Raw genomic sequence first — 20511 nt, forward strand, 5'->3', positions numbered from 1 at the left:
GCGAGCGCGGGAGGCCGCTCAGCCATAGAATGCCGGATGATAGGAAACCGTTCCGCCGCCGTAAACCTGTGAAAACGCCAGGCGCAGGAAATACTCGGGCGGCACGCCATCGACCCGAAGGGCGGGATCCGCAACGAAGCCCACATCGGCGGGCCGCTCCGGCCTGACGGTCATTCCACCGTCACTGACTTGGCGAGGTTGCGCGGCTGGTCAACGTCCGTGCCCATGAAGACGGCCGTGTGGTAGGCCAGCAGCTGGATTGGCAGCGAATAGATCATGGGCGCGATCACCTCATCGACATCGGGAAGCACGATGGTCGCCATTGTTTCCAGCTTGGAGGCCGCAGCCCCCTTCGCATCGGTGATGAAGATGATCCGCCCGCCGCGCGCGGCCACTTCCTGCATGTTGGACACCGTCTTCTCGAAGAAGCGGTCATGCGGGGCAATGACGATGACGGGCATATTCTCGTCGATCAGCGCGATCGGCCCATGCTTCAGCTCGCCGGCGGCGTAGCCTTCGGCGTGGATGTAGGAGATTTCCTTGAGCTTCAACGCCCCTTCCATGGCCAGCGGATAGCTGGTGCCGCGGCCGAGATAGAGCACGTCCTTGCACTTGGAGAGATCGCGCGCCAGCTGTTCGATGGACGGCTGAATGGTGTTGAGCACGCCGGCCATGATCCGCGGCATCTCGGCGAGGTTACGCACGAGAGCCTTCTCCTCCGCCTCCGTCAGCGTTCCGCGCGCCTTGCCGGCGCCGATGGCGAGTGCAGCGAGCACCGTCAGCTGGCAGGTAAAGGCCTTGGTCGAGGCGACGCCGATCTCCGGGCCTGCGAGGATCGGAAAGACGGCGTCCGATTCGCGTGCGATGCTCGATTCTCTCGTATTCACCACGGCGCCGATCTTCAGACCGTGCTCCTTGCAGTACCGTAGCGAGGCGAGCGTATCGGCGGTCTCGCCGGACTGCGAAATAAAAAGCGCGGCGGATGCCGGATTCAGCGGGATTTCGCGATAGCGGAATTCCGAGGCGACGTCGATTTCGACCGGCAGGCGCGCATAACGCTCGAACCAGTATTTGCCGACAAGACCGGCGAGATAGGCGGTGCCGCAGGCAGAAATGGCAAGGCTCGGGATCTTGGCGAAGTCGATGCTGCCGGCGACAGGGCGAACCGTATGCTCCAGGAAATCGACATAGTGGCCGAGCGCGTGGGATATCGCCTCCGGCTGCTCATGGATTTCCTTTTCCATGAAGTGACGGTGGTTGCCCTTGTCGATGAGATAGGCCGCCGCCGAAGAAATCTGCTTCGGGCGCTCGACGCGGTTGCCGTCCATATCGAAAATATGGGCGCCGTCGCGGCCGAGAATGGCCCAATCGCCATCGACGAGATAGCTGATCTCGTTGGTGAACGGTGCAAGCGCGATCGCGTCGGAGCCCAGAAACATCTCTCCATGGCCATGGCCGATCGCCAGCGGCGGGCCGCTGCGGGCCGCCATGATGGTGGACGGATCGTCCGCGAAAATCACGGCAAGCGCATAGGCGCCGGTCACCCGGCGCAGCATTGCATGCATCGCCTCGCGGCGGCCGAGGCCATCGCGGCGATATTTCGCGAGCAGTTGGGCAACAACCTCTGTATCCGTCTGCGTGGAGAAAGTCGCGCCATCAGCGATCAGCTCGTCCTTGAGTTCCGAGAAGTTCTCGATAATCCCGTTGTGGACGACCGCGACGCTATCGACGAAATGCGGATGGGCATTGCCTTCGGTCGGCGCGCCATGCGTGGCCCAGCGCGTATGTGCGATTCCGATCGTACCGGCGAGCGGCTCCTCGGCAAGGCGCTTCTCCAGGTTGAACAGCTTTCCCTCGGCCCGGCGACGGGCGAGCACGCCATCGACGATGGTCGCAACGCCGGCGGAATCGTAACCTCGGTATTCAAGGCGCTTCAAGGCATCGACCAGCCGGCCCGCGACAGGCTGATTTCCGACGATACCGACAATTCCGCACATGGCCCGCTCCGCGTTCTAGAGATGCTTCGATTGCGCTCTGTCGTAGAGTTTTTTCGTCACGGCGCAACAGATGCACACTCACTTTCGATTGCAATCGTTAATGTGGGCGCGCCCACATGCAAGTCATCGGTCGCCCTTCTTCTTCGCGTCCTTGATCGCCTGGTTTCGCTCGCGGATCAGGACGGCCCTGCCCTCCTTGTTTTCCTGGCGCGCGCGGCCGAAGGCGACGGCGTCGTCGGGCACATCGACCGTGATGACACTGCCAGATGCGATATAGGCGCCGTTGCCCACCGTCACGGGTGCGACGAGCGACGTGTTGGAGCCTATGAAGGCATCGGCACCGATGCGCGTGATGTGCTTGTTGATACCGTCATAGTTACAAGTGATGGTGCCGGCGCCGACATTGGTGTGCGCGCCGATGAAGGCATCACCGATATAGCTGAGATGATTGACCTTGGCCCCCGCGCCGACCTCCGCCTTCTTGATCTCGGTGAAGTTACCGACCTTGGAGCCCGTTCCCAGCTTGGCGCCGGGCCGCAGGCGGGCATAGGGGCCGATCTCGGCATCCGCGCCGACATGCGCGCCTTCGAGGTGCGAGAACGAATGGATGACCGCACCGCTCTCGACCGTCACGCCCGGACCGAAGACGACGTTCGGTTCTATCGTCGCATCGGGACCGATCTCTGTGTCATAGGACAGGAACACCGTTTCGGGCGCGACCATCGAGACGCCCTCGATCATCATGGCGTGACGGCGGCGCTGCTGCCAAAGCCGCTCGATCACGGCAAGCTCGGCGCGCGTGTTGCAGCCGGTCAATTCCTCCTCGGGCGCCGCGACCGCGATGGCACGGCCGCCGGAGGCACGCGCGACCTCTACGATATCGGTCAGGTAGTATTCGCCCTTGGCGTTTTCATTGCCGATTAGGCCGATCAGCTTGAGCGCCTTGCGGCCGTTGACCGCCATCAGGCCACCATTGCAATAGGTGACGGCGCGCTCGGTATCGGTGGCGTCCTTATGCTCGCGGATGGCCAGCAGTTCACCGTTTTCCACGATAAGGCGGCCGTAGCCAGTTGGATCGGCGGTCTCGAAACCAATGACGACGACATCCGCCCCGTCAGCCAACCCTTCGCGCGCCGCAATCAGCGGCGCTTCGGTAATGAGCGGCGTATCGCCGAAAACAATGAGCAGGTCATCATAACCGCGGGCGATGGCCTCGCGAGCGGCCAGCACGGCATGCGCCGTGCCGAGGCGCTCAGTCTGGATATGCACGGTGCTTTCCACCGCGGCGTTCTTTGCCGCGGCCTCGACCTTCTCCGCATCGCGGCCCAGCACCAGCGCGATATCGGCAATACCGGCCCGCGCCAGCGCGTCGACCACATGGGCGATCATCGGGCGGTTTGCGACCGGATGCAGCACCTTGGACTTCGAGGACTTCATCCTCGTGCTTTCACCGGCGGCCAGGATAACGGCCAGGCAAGTGCGCTTCGTCCGGTCTGCGGTCATGGGAATCCCTCGTTCAGGCGTCTTCGATGGCGTTCCTTAGCAAAAAGCGATGAGAAGACACAAAAGGATTTCGCACGATCAGCTGGTGCTGCGCAGGCGGCTTTCCGTCAGCAATCCGCTTTCGTCCAGGATCGGATAAGCGACGGAGACGAGGTGCGCGTTGACGCGCTTGAGGTCGCGCAGCATGTCGAGATGCAGCGAACTGGTCTGGAGGCTGTCGAGACGGCCATCGCGCAACCGTTCCAGATGGCGCTCTGAGGACTGCTTCTCCATGCGGCGCACATCGACCTTGACCTCTACAAGCTGGCGCGCCAGCGCAGAATCGCGCGTGACGAAGATGGTCTGGGCGATGCGCAGATTCTCGATGGTCAGGTTGAAGAGATTGGCCAGCTCCTTGTAGCCGTCCTCGGAAAATTTCAGGCCGTTGACGACCTTCTTGCGGACCTGCTCCTGCAAGCCCTTCTCGATGATGTCGCCGACATGCTCGAGGTTGATCGCGTAGTCGATGATGACGATCGACCGCGCCGCGCACTCGCCGTCCACGCCCTGCCGCCCGAGCCGCGAAAGGTATATCTTCACCTCCTGCTGAAGCCCGTCGACCTGCTGCTCCAGGTCGCCGATATCCTTGAGCGGCGTCAGATTGTTGTCGTTGAAGGCACGCATGGTGCGGATCAGCATGGCCTCGATCAGGTCGCCGACACGCAGTACTTCGCGGGTTGCACCGGAGAGCGCGACGACCGGGCTGGAGAGCGCGGAATCCTCCAGATATTTCGGCCCGGTTTCCTCCGGCTTGTCATCGGGCACCAGCTTCTCCATTAGCCGCGAGAGCGGCCCGGACAAAGGCCAGAGCACAAGCGCCACGACGAGGTTGAAGGCGAGATGAACGTCAACCGGCAGCTTCGCCGCCGGCACGGGCAGGAGCGCAAGCAGGTCGGCCACCTGTCCGGCGAACGGCAGAACGACAAGGCAGCCCGCGCCACGCACCAGCAGGTTCCCGAGCGTCACGCGTCGCGCGGAGGCAGCAGCACGGAGCGTTGCGATGACCGGTGGAACGGCGCCGCCGAGATTGGCGCCGAGCACGAGGATCACCGTCAGCGCCGGCGACAGGATGCCCATGGCCGAAAGCGACAGGACGAGCACGACGACCGCCAGACTCGACGAAGACACGATGGCAAGCACGGTGGAAAAAGCCAGCGCCGCCGGCCATGCACCATCCAGTAGCGTCAGGAAGGCGGCGAGCGCCGGCGACTGGCGCATCGGCTCCGTCGCAAGGCTGAGAAGATGAAGCGACAGCAGCATGAGGCCGATACCGACCAGTGCCGAGCCCAGGCCCTGACGCGCCGTCGATCCCGTGGACTTGTAGAACACGACACCGACGAGAATGATCAGCGGCGAGATCGACTCGATTCCCGTCGCAACAAGCCAGGCGGTGACGGCGGTGCCGACATTGGCTCCGAGCAGCACGATCTGCGCCATGCGCGCCCGAACAAGGTTTTTTTCCACGAAAGAGGCGATCATGAGTGCCGTCGCCGTCGAACTCTGCAGCGCGACGGTCGCCACGAAACCGGCGAAAAACGAACGGAAAGGCCCACGCGTGCCGAGTGCCAGGCCCGAGCGCAGCTTGACGCCGAACGCACGCGTCATGCCATCCTTGACCAGCGCGAGGCCGAAGAGCAGCAGCGCGACGGCGCCAAAAAGGTTGATCATGACGATCGTGGATTCCACGTCTTCAATCTCCTTGCACCCCGCCTATCATGGGACTCATCGGGCTGATCGTTCATCCGAACACGAATCTTTCGATTATGACAGCGCCAGGCGATCGGAATCCGCTAATAATTTCAGGAAATTTTATTTTGCCGGCGAAGAATATCGACAGCGTCGCGCCGATTTGCGCCATCGCTCGATTTTGGCGGAAATTGCGGAAGTCCGCGGACTTCATTTCCCGAGAACTTTCCGTTATGAGACGATCTCCGGCCGCATGGCCGCCGAGATGAGGAAATGTAGACGATGCTCGAAGCCCTGAGACGCGCCGCCCAGACCTGGGTGGCAAAAGCCCTGCTGATCGTTCTGGTCGGTTCCTTTGCGATTTGGGGCGTTTCGAGCTCGATCGTCACAGGCGCGTCCAATGCCGTCGTCACCGTGGGCGACGTCAAGGTTTCGCCGACCGATTTCCGCCTTGCCTATGAGCGGCAGGTCGCCACCATGTCGCAGCGCTTCGGCATGCGGCTCAACGCAGAGCAGGCCCGCGCCTTCGGCGTCGAGAACCAGGTCTTTGCCGAACTCGTTGCTGGCGCTGCGCTCGACCAACTGTCGCGCGACATGAATCTCGGCCTGTCCGAGGGCCGCCTTGCGCAGCTGATCGCTGACGACCCGGCCTTCCGCGGCGTCAACGGCCAGTTCGACCGCACGGCCTTCTCCGCCATCCTGCGCAATGCGGGCTTGCGCGAAAACGACTATATCAACAACCGCAGCCAGGTCGCGATCCGCACCCAGGTCGTCGAGGCGGTCTCGGATGGTTACAAAGCGCCTGAAACGCTTCTCGAAGCGCTTCGCCAGTACCGCGGCGAGGCCCGCTCGATCGATTACCTCATCCTTACCAATGCCAATATCGATCCGGTAAAGGCACCCGGTGACGACGTGCTGGCGCCATGGTTCGAGCAGAACAAGGCAAAGTATCGCGCGCCTGAATACCGCAAGTTCGTCTATGTCTCGCTTGAGCCGAAAGACATCATGGACACGGCAGCCATCACCGACGAGGCGGTGAAGGCTGATTACGACAAGAACGTCGACAAATATCGCACGCCGGCCACGCGCACGATCGAGCAGCTCAGCTTCTCCGACCGCGCAGCCGCCGACGCCGCGGCCGCAAAGCTGGCAGCCGGCACGACCTTCGACGCCCTCATCGCGGAAGAAGGCAAGACGGCCGCAGACGTGCTGCTTGGCGACTTCACGCAAGCCAATGTACCCGACCAGAAGCTCGCCGCCCCCGCCTTCGCCGTAACCGCAGACGGCGGCACGACCCCGGTGATCGACGGCACGTTCGGCCCGATCATCCTGCGCATCACGAATATTCGTCCGGAAACCGTCAAGAGCTTCGACGAGGTCAAGGACGAGCTTCGCAACGAACTGGCGCTCAACGAGGCAGCCCAGGGCATCCTCGCTGTCCACGACCGCATCGAGGACAGCCGCGCCGATGGCATGACGCTCGCGGAAGCCGCCGCCAAGAACAACCTCAAGGCTGTGACGGTCGAGGCCGCCGATGCGCAGGGCAACGATGCCAAGGGCGAAGAGATCACCGGCATTCCCGAAAAGGCGGCCCTGATCGGCGAGGTCTTCAAGACCGACGTCGGCATGGAGACGTCGCCGGTCAATATCGGCCGCGAAGGCTACGCCTGGTACGAAGTGCTCGATATCGTGCCGGAGCGCGACCGTACGCTCGACGAGGTCCGCGACCGCGCCGTCGCCGACTGGACGGCAGAACAGCAGCGCCAGGCTCTCGGCAAGAAGGCCGAAGAACTTGCCGAGCGCGTGCGCAAGGGCGGTGATCTCGCCGCAATCGCGGCCGAACTCGGCATGGTCGTTGAAACGAAGGCGGGCCTGCATCGCGGCGCGCAGGATGCCGTCCTGAGCCCGGCCGCCGTTGCGGCAGCTTTCGGCGGTCCGGTTGGCCACGTCGCCAACACGCCCGGCGTCGATGGTGAAGGCCAGATCCTTATGAAGGTCACAGAGGTGAACACCGATGCCACCACGGACGCGCTGTCCAATGACGCACAGCAGATCGAGGCTGTTGCCCGTGTCAGCGGCGACGACATCCTCGACCAGATGGTCAGCGCGCTCCAGACGTCCTATGGCGTCTCCATCAACCGGACGCTCGCCGAACAGAGCATCACGCGCTGAGGGAGACGCAGCCGCATGTCCGACCTGAAACCCTATATCGCCAAGGTCGCCGCCGGCGCCTCCCTTGACCGGGAGGAGGCGCGCGGCGCGTTCGAGATCATCATGTCGGGCGCAGCAACGCCATCGCAGATCGGCGGTTTCCTCATGGCGCTGCGCGTGCGTGGCGAGACCGTCGACGAGATCTACGGCGCAGTCGGGTCGATGCGTGCGCGCATGCTGCCGGTGGACGTGCCGGCAGACGCCATCGACATCGTGGGTACGGGCGGCGATGGCGCCGGCACTTACAACATCTCAACGCTTGCGGCGATCATCGTGGCCGGCGCAGGCGTGCCCGTCGCCAAGCACGGCAACCGCGCACTCAGCTCCAAGTCAGGCACGGCGGACGCGCTCTCCTGCCTTGGGGTAAAGCTCGATATCGGCCCGAACGACATTGCGCGCTGCGTGCACGATGCCGGCCTCGGCTTCATGTTCGCGCAGTTGCACCATCCGGCAATGAAGCATGTCGGCCCGTCCCGCGTCGAACTGGGCACGCGCACGATCTTCAACCTGCTCGGCCCGCTTTCCAATCCCGGCGGCGTCAAGCGCCAGCTGCTCGGCGTCTTCTCTCCACAGTGGCTATTGCCGCTGGCCGAAGTGATGCGCGATCTCGGTTCGGAAAGCCTGTGGGTCGTGCACGGCGAAGGGCTCGACGAGATCACGACAACAGGCACGACGCAGGTCGCGGCTCTGGAGGATGGGAAGATTCGTACCTTCGAGCTGACACCCGCCGATTTCGGCCTGCCACAGGTGACGCTCGACGATCTCAAAGGTGGCGACGGCGTGCACAATGCCGCGGCGCTTCTGTCGGTGCTCGGCGGCGCGCATATGCCCTATCGCGACATCTCGCTCGCCAACGCCGCCGCCTCGCTCGTCGTTGCCGGCAAGGCCGAAACGCTGGCGGATGGCATGAGGCTTGCGACCGAATCTCTCGAAAGCGGCCGCGCACGCACCGCCTTGGAACGCCTCGTCACGGTTTCCAACGAAGCCGCGGCGGGTTAGGATTGATCATGACCGATATCCTCAAGAAGATCGAAGCCTACAAGCTGGAAGAAATCGCGGCCGCCAAGACGCGCGTCGCTCCAGCCGAGCTTCGCGCCCGCATCCGCGACCAGGAGCCGCCGCGCGGTTTCTTCGCCAGCCTCAAGAACAAGAAGGCACAAGGCCAGTTCGGCCTGATCGCCGAGATCAAGAAGGCCAGCCCTTCCAAGGGTCTCATCCGCCCGGATTTCGATCCACCTGCGCTTGCCAAGGCCTATGAAGCCGGCGGTGCGGCCTGCCTTTCCGTCCTGACGGACACGCCGAGTTTTCAGGGCGCGCCGGAATTTCTCACTGCGGCGCGCGACGCCTGCGCGCTGCCGGCACTGCGCAAGGACTTCATGTTCGACAGCTATCAGGTGCTGGAAGCCCGCGCCTGGGGTGCCGACTGCATTCTTCTCATCATGGCCTCTCTAACGGACGAAACGGCGAAAATGCTGGAAGACTCCGCCTTTTCGCTTGGCATGGATGTCCTGATCGAGGTGCATGACGCAGCGGAAATGGAGCGGGCGCTCAAGCTGAAATCCAAGCTCGTCGGCATCAACAATCGCAACCTGCGCACCTTCGAGGTCGATCTCGCCGTCTCCGAAAAACTGGCCGGCATGGTGCCGGAGGACCGACTGCTCGTGAGCGAAAGCGGCGTCTTTACCCACGCCGATTGCCAGCGCCTCGCCAAGGTCGCCATCTCCACCTTCCTCGTCGGCGAAAGCCTGATGCGCAAGGACGATGTAACAGCGGCCACGCACGAATTGCTGACCGGCTCCGCTGGCATGCTGGCAGCGGAATGATGGGCGACGACGCCCGCACGCTCACGCATATCGACGCCTCCGGCGAAGCCCATATGGTCGACGTCGGCGACAAGGCGGAGACCGTGCGGATCGCCGTGGCCGAAGGCTTCGTGCGCATGAAAACCACGACGCTCGACCTCATTCTCAAGGGCGATTCGAAAAAGGGCGATGTCATCGGGACTGCGCGCCTCGCCGGCATCATGGCCGCCAAGCAGACCTCAAACCTCATTCCGCTCTGCCATCCGCTGATGCTCACCAAGGTCTCCGTGGAGATCCGTGAGGACCGCGCCCTGCCCGGCCTGCGCGTCGAGGCCATGGCCAAGCTCACCGGCCGCACCGGCGTGGAGATGGAGGCGCTGACGGCCGTCAGCGTCGCGTGCCTCACCATCTACGACATGGCGAAGGCGGCCGATCGCGAGATGGAGATCGGCGGTGTCCGCCTCGTCGAAAAGTCCGGCGGCCGTTCAGGCGACTACAAGCGCAGAGAGAGCTGATGTCCCTTCTGCCCGTTGCCGACGCCCTCGACCGCCTGTTGTCCGCGGCCAAGCCGGTGCAGCGGACGGATCGCGTCCAGCTCCACGACGCGGCAGGACGGGTGCTGGCCGAAGATGTCGCCGCCCGCCTTACCCAGCCGCCCTTCGACAATTCCGCAATGGACGGTTATGCCGTTCGCCATGCCGATATCGCCGGGATCGGATCCGTCCTCAGCGTCGCCGGCGTATCCTCAGCCGGTCATGCGTTCGAGGGTACGGCCGGTCCGGGTGAAGCGGTGCGCATCTTCACCGGCGCCCCGCTCCCGGCCTTTGCCGATACAGTCATCCTCCAGGAAGACACGGAGCCCCTTGAGGACGGTCGAATTCGCACCACCTTCCTCACGCCCAAGGGCCGCCATATTCGCCCGCGCGGGCAGGATTTCACCAAAGGCGAGGTCGTTCTGAAGGCCGGCCAGATGCTGGATGCTGGCCGATTGACCGTTGCAGCAGCGATGAACCACCCGCAGCTGCCCGTCTATGCCCGCCCGCGGGTCGCGATCCTCGCGACGGGCGACGAACTCGTGCCGCCCGGAGAGACGCCCGGCGCAAGCCAGATCATCGCGTCCAACAGCTACGGCGTCGCCGCCATAGCCCGGCAGGCCGGTGCGGAGATCGTAGACCTCGACATCGTGAGAGACGACAAGCAGGCCATTCTGGATGCCGTGCGCCAGGCGCTGCAGATGGACATCGACGTGCTCGTGACACTCGGCGGCGCGTCCGTGGGCGATTTCGACCTTGTTCAGCCTGTGCTCGGCGAGGCCGGCATGGAACTCGACTTCTGGCGCATCGCCATGCGACCCGGCAAGCCGCTGATGGTCGGACGTCTTGGTGATATCCAGGTGGTCGGCCTGCCCGGCAATCCCGTCTCCAGCCTTGTCTGCTCCTATCTGTTCCTGGAACCATTGCTCCGAAAACTCGCCCGCTTGCCTGCAAAGAACCGGGTAAGCCGGGCCGTCGCCGCCGTGCCGCTCAAACAGAACGACCGCCGGCAGGATTACATTCGCGCAGGCCTTGCACGCGCGCCCGACGACGCGCTTCTCGTCACGCCATTCGAGAAGCAGGATTCGTCGATGATGAAGATCTTCGCAGAATCGGACGGCCTCCTGATCCGTCCGCCGCATGCACCTGCAGAGGATGCCGGCGCCCTCTGCGATGTGCTCGTTCTCAGGGATCCCGCCGCCTGAGCGGCATTATTGTCCTGGCAGCCACTTGCAGAACACATGTGGAACGGATAGTGTCTGTTCTGGATTTGTTTCACGATTCTCGCTGGAGATGCCATGCTGACGCGCAAACAACAGGAACTGCTCCTGTTCATTCACGAGCGTATGAAGGAGTCAGGCATTCCTCCGTCTTTCGACGAGATGAAGGATGCGCTGGATCTCGCTTCGAAATCCGGGATTCACCGCCTGATCACGGCGCTGGAGGAGCGCGGCTTCATCCGCCGCCTGCCGAACCGGGCTCGTGCGCTCGAGGTCATCAAGCTTCCGGAGGCCTATTCGCCGAGCCTCCAGCCGCGCCGGGGATTTTCGCCATCGGTCATCGAAGGCAGCCTCGGCAAGCAGCCCGCAGCCGTGACGCCATCCAGGCCTGTAACGCCGCCGCAGAATATGTCGTCGTCCGTTTCCGTGCCGGTCATGGGCCGTATCGCCGCGGGTGTGCCGATCTCCGCCATCCAGAACAACACGCACGAGATCACCGTCCCGGCTGAGATGATCGGCAACGGCGATCACTATGCGCTCGAGGTCAAAGGCGATTCGATGATCGAGGCCGGCATTCTCGATGGCGACACGGTCATCATTCGTAACGCCAGTACTGCCAATCCGGGCGAAATCATCGTTGCCCTCGTCGATGACGAAGAGGCGACGCTGAAGCGGTTCCGCCGCAAAGGCGCATCCATCGCGCTGGAAGCGGCAAATCCTGCCTATGAGACCCGCATCTTTGGCCCCGACCGGGTCAAGATCCAGGGCAAGCTTGTCGGGCTCATCCGCCGGTATCACTGAGACGCGGTAGCCAATAAGGCTGGCTCTGACAGTCTTGTTGATGGAGCGCACGGGGCCGAGTTGCTCTGCCTCTTTGCAAGTGCTCTGCTGCTTGGTGTGGAGTACTGCCAGATCGCTATCTCTGTAACGCCCTCCCATCCGATAAGCTCGGCCGCTTCCTGGACGTCATGGGAGTGGCAAAGGTGAGGGATCGGTCTCCTTGATCTCAGGCTCTGCCAGCGGTGCTGCAGCTGGCGTCTCGAAGGTATCGCTGCGCCAGTCATAGGTGCGATGTCGCGACCAGGCGCGCGCGACAGTTTCCACGGCCGACGTGTAAATCGCATCGGTAAGGCTTGCTCCGGCATCATCGGTCGATGGCGTAATTTCCAGGGCGCCCGTTCGGCGCAGATGCCGCGCGGTCAGGAGCTTGGCGCCAGAACGGCAACTGTCGAGCCGCAAAGCGAAGGGCACGACAACGAGATCAGCCCTATCGCAAGCCGTGCCCAGAAAGGCCGTATCCTCAAGGGTCACGATCTTCCAGCCGCTGGGCGAGACGGCGGCGCAGAAAGCCTTCGCCTCGCAGATAAACGTTTGCGTCTGCCGCGCGGCGACCAAAGCCGACATCATGGCTTCTTTCGCCTTCTCCCTGTCCGCCTTGCGACGCGGCCGTTTCCGTTCGGTCTCGGCAGCAGCCGCCTCCGTCGCCGTTTCCGCCAGCAGCATATCGGCGGTCTTTCGCATGTCCGGTCTGGCAAGGTCGCCGAGCCGCAAGGCACGGCGCCACTGGTCGTAGATGAAGCCCGGCGGCTTGGCGCGGTTCGTTGCGACCGCATCGTCGCGCAGGATCGCAACAAGTCGCCCGTCTTCGGAAATCAGCAACTCCGGTTTCCCGCGTGTGGGAGGCCATACGGCCATCAGCGCACCGACGACAATAAGAACCGTCCCGGCGTGCCGAAGCCGCGTGCGCAGGATGCAGAGCAGTCCGCCACCAACACCGATCAGCACGAAAGCGGACATGGGTATACGACCGGTGACGACATCCCCACCCTTCCAGCGCGAAACCCATTCGGCCAGCGCGATCATCCATTCGATCCCTTTTCCCATGATGGCAAAGGGGATCGCATCAAGTCCGAAAGGCATGAGCAGAACCGCGATGAGACCGAAGGGCATGACGATTGCGCTGATTGCCGGCATGGCGAGCAGGTTGCCGGCGAGCCCATAGGCGGGCACACGGTGAAAGTGGCCGATGGAGTAGATCAGCGTGGACAGGCTTCCGATTGCCGATGAAAGCAGAAGTCCGCCGAAGAAGCGCCCGGCCGCACCGCCGGTCAAACGCAGCGCGCCGCCTTTGCCCTCCTTGCGCACGGGCCGCTCGCGCCACGCCGCGTAACCGGCGACGAGACCGAGCGTTGCGGCGTAAGACATCTGGAAACCGGGATTGGTGACGGCGGAGGGCGTGACGGCAAGGATGATGATGGCCGACAGCGCTACATTGCGCAGACTGATGGCGGAGCGGCCGAAAAGCACGGCGATCAGCATCACGCAGATCATGATCCATGAGCGGACAGCCGAAATCGCGCCGCCCGACACGAGAATGTAGAGTGTGACCATTATGAGCGCGCCGCCCGCGGCAATCTTGCGGGTTGGGAAGCGTTCGGCAAAGCCGGGTATGAGCGCCATCAGCATACGTGCGCCGACAAGAAATGTGCCGGCCGCAAGCACCATGTTGAGGCCGGAAATGGCAAGGACATGAGCAAGCCCCGCCTGCCGGAGCGCTTCCACCGTCTCGTCGCTGATAGCCCGCTGTTCCGCCGTAACCAGAGCCGCGGCAATCGCCCCGGCATCGCCGCCGATGCGGCCGCGGATATGCTCGGTCAGGTTGTTTCGCCATATCGCAATCCGCTGCGCTATGTGGTCGCTCCACCCGCCGGACCCCGTCTCGATTGCGACCGGCGCGCTATAAAAGTATCCGACCGCGCCCGTGCCGGCAAAATAGGCGTCGAAAGCGAAGTCGTTGAGGCCGGACAAGGCGGGTCCCGAGGGGGGCCCGAGACGCGCGCGGCCGGATATGCCGTGGCCGATGGCAATCGGATCATGGCGGCTTCGCGCCAGTAGCGTTACGATCCGCGGCGCGCGTTTCAGGGTTGGCTCTCGCGTCTTCTCCAGCGCGATGCGGTAACGGATCGTGTTGCCCGCCCCGCTTTCGCGCGAAAGCACACGTCCCTCGATCATGGTCGTCACGGACGTATCGAGAATGACGGTACCGAGCCTTGCGCTTTCCAGCGTCGCGAGCAGCATTCCGATCGGAACGAGAAATGCGCCGCCCGCCAGGATCGCGCTCAAATTTTCGCGATGGCGAAGCCGCCAGGCGGGCATCATGGCGGCAATGGCCAACAGAACCATGGCATAGATCGGCGGATCGACCTCGGCAGCGAACCAGAGAGCCGCGCCTATTCCAAGCAAGACCGGCACGAACAGAAAGAAGTGCCCGTGCGTGCGCTCTTCGGCAAAGGCCTCCGACAGGCTTTCACGGATTGCGCGGCGCGGTCGCAGCCAGCCCACAGCCCTTCCGTACCACCGCGCGGCCCTCTCAACCGGCGCAGGCGCCACGTCGAACTCCGCGGGCACCGCGCCATCACGCGGCCGGACATCCCACCGATAGGCCTTTGCGGCCCTCTTCCGCTCTGCGATCTCCGTCCCGGCCATGCGCCCCGGCCTCGCTGTCCCAGACCATCATGCAATCGATCGGAGCAATGTTCAATCGAAAGTAGCTGACCGGGATGATAAGGCAGACAGAAAGGATGCGCCCTCCGCAATTTTCAAACCACCCTCAATAGTTGCTTGCAACTTCGCTCAAAGGGTAGATATTGCGTTGCCGGAAAGCCTGTTACCGCAATGCACAATTTGCCTTTCGTATCGCTTGGCAGGACATCGCAAATGGGCTAGCAAAACGGGCATGCTCGTGGCGCCGGTACAACCGGATGCCGCCATTCGAAACAACGGAGGATCGTTATGACAGGAAAAGGCGCGGACGTATCGGTCGGTGGCAAGACAATCGAGCTGCCGACGCGATCCGGGACGATCGGCCCCGATGTGATCGACATCGGCACACTCTACAAGAACACGGGTACCTTCACCTACGATCCCGGCTTCACCTCCACGGCCTCGTGCGAATCGAAGATCACCTATATCGACGGCGATGAAGGCGTGCTTCTGCACCGCGGTTACCCGATCGAGCAGTTGGCAGAACACGGCGACTTCCTCGAAGTCTGCTATCTTCTTCTCTACGGCGACCTGCCGACCAAGGCGCAGAAGGATGATTTCGATCATCGCGTCACGCATCACACGATGGTGCACGAGCAGATGAGCCGCTTTTTCACCGGCTTCCGCCGTGATGCCCACCCCATGGCCGTAATGTGCGGCTGCGTGGGCGCGCTGTCGGCCTTCTATCACGACTCGACGGATATCACGGATCCGCATCAGCGCATGGTCGCCTCGCTGCGCATGATTGCGAAGATGCCGACGATCGCGGCAATGGCCTACAAGTACCATATCGGCCAGCCCTTCGTTTACCCGAAGAACGACCTCGACTACGCATCGAACTTCCTGCGCATGTGTTTTGCGGTTCCCTGCGAGGACTATGTGGTCAATCCGGTCCTGTCGCGCGCGATGGACCGCATCTTCATCCTTCATGCCGACCACGAGCAGAATGCGTCTACGTCGACGGTTCGTCTTGCCGGCTCCTCGGGCGCCAATCCGTTCGCCTGCATTGCGGCCGGCATCGCCTGCCTGTGGGGCCCCGCCCATGGCGGCGCAAACGAAGCAGCGCTCAACATGCTGGCCGAGATCGGCTCCGTCGATCGCATTCCGGAATATGTTGCGAGGGCCAAGGACAAGAACGATCCGTTCCGCCTGATGGGTTTCGGCCACCGCGTCTACAAGAACTACGATCCGCGCGCGCGCATCATGCAGAAGACGACGCACGAGGTTCTCGGCGAACTCGGCATAAAGGACGACCCGATGCTGGAAGTCGCGATGGAGCTGGAGCGCATCGCCTTGACGGACGAGTACTTCATCGAGAAGAAGCTCTATCCGAACATCGACTTCTATTCGGGCATCACCCTGAAGGCGCTGGGCTTCCCCACGACCATGTTTACCGTTCTCTTCGCGCTCGCCCGCACCGTGGGCTGGATCGCCCAGTGGAACGAGATGATCGAGGATCCCGAGCAGCGCATCGGCCGTCCGCGCCAGCTCTATATCGGTGCACCGAAGCGGGATTACACTCCGGTCTCCAAGCGCTGATCCCTAAAAGACAAAATTAAAAAAGCCCGGTCAGAAGTGACCGGGCTTTTTTGTTGCGAGAAGATCCAGAATGACGGCTGCGCCGGTCTCTCCCGGCGGGCGAACGGTCTGCATACGCTCCAGAACGAGATCGTAGCCTTCCAGCATCGCCTGACGCTCGGTCGTGGCGGCGGCTAGCCGTTCGAAGCCGCGGGCAAGCGTGCCGGGACGTACCTGCTCGTTGAGAAATTCGGGCACGATGCCGTAGTCGGCGATCATGTTCGGTATGGCCGCCGTCCAGATCTTGAGCCGACCCACGAAGAAATTGGCCAGCCAGTCGAAACGATAGGTGGAGAGCACCGGCACCCGGGCCAGCGCGAGCTCCAGAATAACGGTTCCGGAGGCGGCAATGGCAGCGTCAGCCTTGACAAAGGCCTGCCACTTCTCTTCCGGCGTCACGGTGATCACGGGCTTTACCGGCCAGTCTGACATCAGCCGGCGCACCAGCGCTTCCTGCCGTGGAACGGTGGGCAGAAGGAAACCGATACCGGGATTGCGCTCGGCCAGTATCCTTGCCGTTTCTCCGAAGACTGGCAGAAGACGTGTGATTTCGGTGCTGCGTGAACCCGGCAAAAGAAGGCATCGGCGCTCACCCGGCGGTGTTTCCGGCCGCGCAAGCCGTTGCGCACGTATCCGGCCTATGTCGGGGTCACTCACAAGGCGGTGGCCGACATAGGTCGTCATCGGGCCGCCCAGCCGCTCCATGACTTCCGGCTCGAACGGCAACAGCGCAAGGACATGATCGACATAGCCGCGCATGCGCGGCGCGCGCTGTTCCTTCCAGGCCCAGACACTGGGGCAGACATAATTGACGACGGGAAGATCCGGCCTTGCCTTGCGCACCCGCTTGGCAACGCGATGGGTGAAATCAGGGCTGTCGATGATCAAAAGCACATCGGGCTCTGCCGCGACGATGGCATCCGCCGTCTGGCGGATACGGCGCAGCAGCAGCGGCAAGCGCTTCAGCACCTGAGAAATACCCATGATGGAGAGTTCGGAAAAGTCGAACAGGGATTTCAGCCCCTGCCGCTCCAGCGCCGGACCACCGACACCAATGATGTCGATATCATCTGGATAGGCAGAGCGCAGGGCGGCAACAAGATCGCCGCCCAACAGATCGCCCGAGACCTCACCCGCGACGACAGCGATCTTCAGTGCTCCTTTCGTCATGGTGTCTTCTCCATTGTGTCCGGCACGATACCCGTCACGAAGAGACCGTGTGCGTCCGCTTCGGCGATGATGGCGTCACGCTCCAGAACCAGAGAACGGCCGGCTTCCACCGCGATGCCGGCAAGGCCCGCGGCGCGCGCACGCGACAGCGTTTCCACACCGATGGCGGGAAGATCGGCGCGCATATCCTGGCCCGGCTTGCAGAGCTTGACCAAAACCCCCTTGCGGCGTTGCGAGATACGTCCGGCGGCGCGCAGCGCGGCGACGCGCTCCAGCATGCCGTCGGTGCCTTCGGCTCCCTCCAGCGCCACCACCCGGCCGCCGACGGCGACAGCACCCTGCCCCACGTCCAGACGGCCCAGCGCCTGTGCGGCGGCCGTCGCGGCGGCAATATCGGCCTCAGCGTCTCGGTCGGGCGCAACTTTTCCCAGCGGTCCTTCACAGCCGAGGAGATCGGGCACGATTTCATGCGCGCCGACAACGCGTACGCCCTCCGCCTCGATCAGACGTATCACCATACGTAGAACAGCGTCATCGCCCCCCTTCAGGAGAGTCCGCACGACGGAGGGAACGGCCAGCAGCATACGCAAAGGCGCATGGATGTCGCGCCATTCCGGCCTGCGGCGCACCCAGCCCGACAGCACCGCCCGCCCGATTCCGTGCCGGCGAAAGGCCGCCCCGATGCCGGCATAATTCCCGATGGAAATGATCTCGTGATCGAAATCCGACCAGTCGTCGCCGGCCTCGTTGCGCAAGGCGAGGATGTAGGGCGTTTCGCCCCGTGCACGCGCCGCCTCGGCAACGTAACGGGGCAGAAGACCGCCACCTGCGATGATGGCGAGCCGGTCACGGATATCGGGCCGGCTTTCTGCCATGCCGGTCAGCCCTTGCTGCCCCGATGCGGGGAAGAGAGAGCACGGTCGCTCTCGGCGGCAATGAAGTCGAGGATCTGCATGACCGGCACGCTGCCTGCGTAATCGTCGCGAATAGCGGCGGCGTTGGCGCGGATCGAGCCCTCGCCATCGAAAATCTGCTTGTAGGCGCGCCGGACCTCGTGGATCGTCGCCTTCTCGATACCTGCACGCGCCATGCCCACGACATTGAGGCCGCTCAGCAGGCCGGGATTGCCGTTCAGCATGCCGTAGGGGATGACATCGTAAGACACGGCGGAAAGGCCACCGATAAACGCCTGTCGGCCGATGCGGGTGAACTGGTGTACCGCAGAGCCACCGCCCAGGATGACCCGGTCCTCGACGATCACATGGCCAGCCAGCATCACATTGTTCGACATGACGATGTGGTCACCCAGGATGCAATCATGTGCGACGTGGGAATTGGCCAGGAACAGATTGTTGTTGCCGATAACCGTCTTGCCGCCGCCTTCGGTGGTGCCCGTGTTGACGGTGACGCCTTCGCGGAAGGTGCACTTCTCGCCGACGGTCAGGGTCGTTTCGGCCCCATCGTGATGCAGGCTCTGCGGATCGCCGCCGACGACGGAGTTCGGGAAGAAACGGCAGCCACGGCCGATCACCGTGCGCCCTGTGACAACCGCATGCTGCAGCAGTTCCACATCATCGTGAAGAACGACCTTGGGACCAACATAGGAGAACGGGCCAACGACAACGTTCTCTCCGATGACCGCCCCGTCCTCAACAACGGCGAGCGGATGGACCCTTGCACTGGCGGCAATCATTTTCAGGCATCTTCCTTTTTCACAATCATGGCGCCGATATCAGCTTCGGCGACAAGATGCCCATCAACTTTTGCATCGCAGTGAAACTTCCAGATATTGCCGCGCTGCTTCTGCTTCGTGACATGGAACTCCACGCGGTCGCCCGGTACGACCGGCTTGCGGAAACGCGCATTGTCGATGGTCATGAAGTAGACAAGGTTCGAGCCCGTCGCGGCCTTGCGCGCGCAGATGGCGCCAGCGGTCTGCGCCATACCCTCGACCAGCAGAACGCCGGGCATGATGGGATGATCGGGAAAATGGCCCATGAAGTGGGGCTCATTCACCGTCACATTCTTGATGCCGATGGCCGAATTGTCGCCATCGATCTCGATGATCTTGTCGACCAGCAGAAACGGATAGCGGTGCGGCAGCAGCGTCAGGATTTCACGCAGATCGGCTACGCCCAGAGTGGCCTTCGTCGTCTCTTCAGTCATCCTTGCTGCCCTTCTTCTTGTCTCGCGCGCTGGAGCGCATCGCCATTTCCGCCACGTCACGCAAGAAGTCGCGCATCGGGCGTGCGGGAATGCCGCCATATCGTTCACCGGGCGGGATGTCGCCGACCACACCGCTCATCGCGGCAATCTGCACGCCGTCGCCGATGGTTATATGGCCGTTGATACCCGATGCACCGCCGATCATCACGCCGTCGCCGATGCGCGTGCTGCCGGCGATGCCGACGCCGCTGACGATGCCGCAGTGGCGGCCGATGCGCACGTTGTGGCCGACCTGCACCTGATTGTCGATCTTCGTGCCCTCGCCGATCACCGTGTCATCCATCGTGCCGCGGTCGATCGTCGTGTTGGAGCCGATCTCAACGTGATCCTGAATGATCACACGGCCAATCTGCACGATCTTGATCATGCCGGGCTTGAGACCGGGCGCATAGCCGAAACCGTCCTGGCCGATACGGGCGCCGGGATGAATGATGACGTCGTTGCCGACCAGCGCGCATTGCAGCGTCGCACCCGTGCCAATCGTACAGTTGCGGCCGATTCGCACATCAGCTCCGATGACGACACCGGGTCCGATACGGCTTCCCTCCCCGATCTCAGCCCCTTTGCCGATCACGGCCATGGGCTCGACGACCACGCCCGTTTCGAGGCGCGCGCCGGGATCGACGAAGGCGGCGGGAGAAATGCCGGTGGAATCGGAAGTCGTCACGCCAGGACGCATGGCCGCGGGATGCAGCATGGCGCCAGCGATTGCAAACGCAGTATGAGGACGTTTCGAAAGCAGCACAGCGATATGAGAGGGAATAAGCGACACCAGCGCGGCATCGCACAGGATCGCCGTCGCCTCGCTCGTTTCGAGCTCACCACGCATCTTCCGAGAAAGGATGTAACAGAGGTCGCCCTCTTTCGCACGACTGACCGGCGACACGTTGCGCACGATGCGGTCGGCATGTGCCGTATCAGCCAGCTCCGCCCCAAGCGCTACCGCTAGGTCTCCCAGACGAATGCCTTCGTGGGGCGGAAAGAACCAGTTATGTTCCATCGC

17 protein-coding genes are annotated in these 20511 nt (G+C 63.0%); 7 read left to right on the forward strand and 10 right to left on the reverse strand.

The features are described from left to right. Positions 1–18: 18 nt before the first annotated feature. The 4 genes from MNR02_RS09370 to MNR02_RS09385 all read right to left on the reverse strand — a co-directional run bounded on the left by MNR02_RS09370 (position 19) and on the right by MNR02_RS09385 (position 5225). Positions 19–174, reverse strand: a complete 156-nt coding sequence (locus MNR02_RS09370) for a hypothetical protein (RefSeq protein WP_241946623.1) — start codon at positions 172–174, stop codon at positions 19–21. Further along, on the reverse strand, positions 171–1997 hold the full coding sequence (glmS, locus tag MNR02_RS09375; RefSeq protein ID WP_241946624.1) for a glutamine--fructose-6-phosphate transaminase (isomerizing): 1827 nt from the start codon (positions 1995–1997) through the stop codon (positions 171–173). Before glmS ends, MNR02_RS09370 begins: the two co-directional genes overlap by 4 nt. Before the next feature lie 123 nt (positions 1998–2120). After that, positions 2121–3500: a bifunctional UDP-N-acetylglucosamine diphosphorylase/glucosamine-1-phosphate N-acetyltransferase GlmU gene (gene glmU / locus MNR02_RS09380; RefSeq protein ID WP_241946625.1), complete on the reverse strand. Its 1380-nt coding sequence runs from the start codon at positions 3498–3500 to the stop codon at positions 2121–2123. 78 nt (positions 3501–3578) lie between these two features. Next, on the reverse strand, positions 3579–5225 hold the full coding sequence (locus MNR02_RS09385) for a Na/Pi cotransporter family protein (RefSeq protein WP_241946626.1): 1647 nt from the start codon (positions 5223–5225) through the stop codon (positions 3579–3581). 282 nt (positions 5226–5507) lie between these two features. Between MNR02_RS09385 and MNR02_RS09390 the strand changes: the two genes are divergently transcribed. The 6 genes from MNR02_RS09390 (at position 5508) to lexA (ending at position 11792) form a co-directional block, all read left to right on the forward strand. Next, the gene (locus MNR02_RS09390) at positions 5508–7397 is read left to right on the forward strand and encodes a peptidylprolyl isomerase (RefSeq protein WP_241946627.1); all 1890 of its coding nucleotides are present in this window, start codon (positions 5508–5510) and stop codon (positions 7395–7397) included. Between the two features lie 15 nt (positions 7398–7412). Next, positions 7413–8435, forward strand: a complete 1023-nt coding sequence (gene trpD, locus MNR02_RS09395; protein ID WP_241946628.1) for an anthranilate phosphoribosyltransferase — start codon at positions 7413–7415, stop codon at positions 8433–8435. An 8-nt stretch (positions 8436–8443) separates the two neighbouring features. After that, positions 8444–9259, forward strand: coding sequence for an indole-3-glycerol phosphate synthase TrpC (gene trpC / locus MNR02_RS09400; protein ID WP_241946629.1), 816 nt, complete (start codon positions 8444–8446; stop codon positions 9257–9259). Continuing rightward, complete coding sequence (gene moaC / locus MNR02_RS09405; RefSeq protein ID WP_241948849.1) at positions 9259–9753, forward strand: cyclic pyranopterin monophosphate synthase MoaC; 495 nt, start codon at positions 9259–9261, stop codon at positions 9751–9753. Before trpC ends, moaC begins: the two co-directional genes overlap by 1 nt. After that, complete coding sequence (gene glp, locus MNR02_RS09410) at positions 9753–10976, forward strand: gephyrin-like molybdotransferase Glp (protein ID WP_241946630.1); 1224 nt, start codon at positions 9753–9755, stop codon at positions 10974–10976. The genes moaC and glp overlap by 1 nt, the downstream gene beginning before the upstream one ends. A 93-nt stretch (positions 10977–11069) precedes the next feature. Beyond that, a complete protein-coding gene (gene lexA / locus MNR02_RS09415) occupies positions 11070–11792 on the forward strand; it encodes a transcriptional repressor LexA (RefSeq protein ID WP_241595931.1) in 723 nt (240 codons plus the stop codon). A 165-nt stretch (positions 11793–11957) separates the two neighbouring features. Here lexA and MNR02_RS09420 read toward each other — a convergent pair whose 3' ends face one another. Further along, positions 11958–14333, reverse strand: coding sequence for a ComEC/Rec2 family competence protein (locus tag MNR02_RS09420; RefSeq protein ID WP_241946631.1), 2376 nt, complete (start codon positions 14331–14333; stop codon positions 11958–11960). A 450-nt stretch (positions 14334–14783) separates the two neighbouring features. Here MNR02_RS09420 and gltA point away from each other — a divergent pair, with 450 nt between their 5' ends. Further along, positions 14784–16073: a citrate synthase gene (gene gltA / locus MNR02_RS09425; protein ID WP_241595936.1), complete on the forward strand. Its 1290-nt coding sequence runs from the start codon at positions 14784–14786 to the stop codon at positions 16071–16073. Positions 16074–16103: 30 nt separating this feature from the next. On the opposite strand, the gene lpxB is transcribed toward gltA, so the two are convergent. The 5 genes from lpxB to lpxD are packed head-to-tail and all read right to left on the reverse strand — an operon-like array spanning position 16104 to position 20508. Then, positions 16104–17282, reverse strand: a complete 1179-nt coding sequence (gene lpxB, locus MNR02_RS09430; RefSeq protein WP_241946632.1) for a lipid-A-disaccharide synthase — start codon at positions 17280–17282, stop codon at positions 16104–16106. Then, positions 17279–18157, reverse strand: coding sequence for an LpxI family protein (locus MNR02_RS09435; RefSeq protein WP_241946633.1), 879 nt, complete (start codon positions 18155–18157; stop codon positions 17279–17281). The genes lpxB and MNR02_RS09435 overlap by 4 nt, the downstream gene beginning before the upstream one ends. Before the next feature lie 5 nt (positions 18158–18162). Continuing rightward, positions 18163–18981: an acyl-ACP--UDP-N-acetylglucosamine O-acyltransferase gene (gene lpxA / locus MNR02_RS09440; RefSeq protein WP_241948850.1), complete on the reverse strand. Its 819-nt coding sequence runs from the start codon at positions 18979–18981 to the stop codon at positions 18163–18165. Beyond that, positions 18978–19448: a 3-hydroxyacyl-ACP dehydratase FabZ gene (gene fabZ / locus MNR02_RS09445; protein WP_241595945.1), complete on the reverse strand. Its 471-nt coding sequence runs from the start codon at positions 19446–19448 to the stop codon at positions 18978–18980. The genes lpxA and fabZ overlap by 4 nt, the downstream gene beginning before the upstream one ends. Next, positions 19441–20508, reverse strand: coding sequence for a UDP-3-O-(3-hydroxymyristoyl)glucosamine N-acyltransferase (lpxD, locus tag MNR02_RS09450; protein ID WP_241946634.1), 1068 nt, complete (start codon positions 20506–20508; stop codon positions 19441–19443). Before lpxD ends, fabZ begins: the two co-directional genes overlap by 8 nt. Between the last annotated feature and the right edge of the window lie 3 nt (positions 20509–20511).

Origin of the sequence: Shinella sp. H4-D48 (assembly GCF_022637395.1) — a bacterium.
Classification (GTDB): Bacteria; Pseudomonadota; Alphaproteobacteria; order Rhizobiales; family Rhizobiaceae; genus Shinella; species Shinella sedimenti.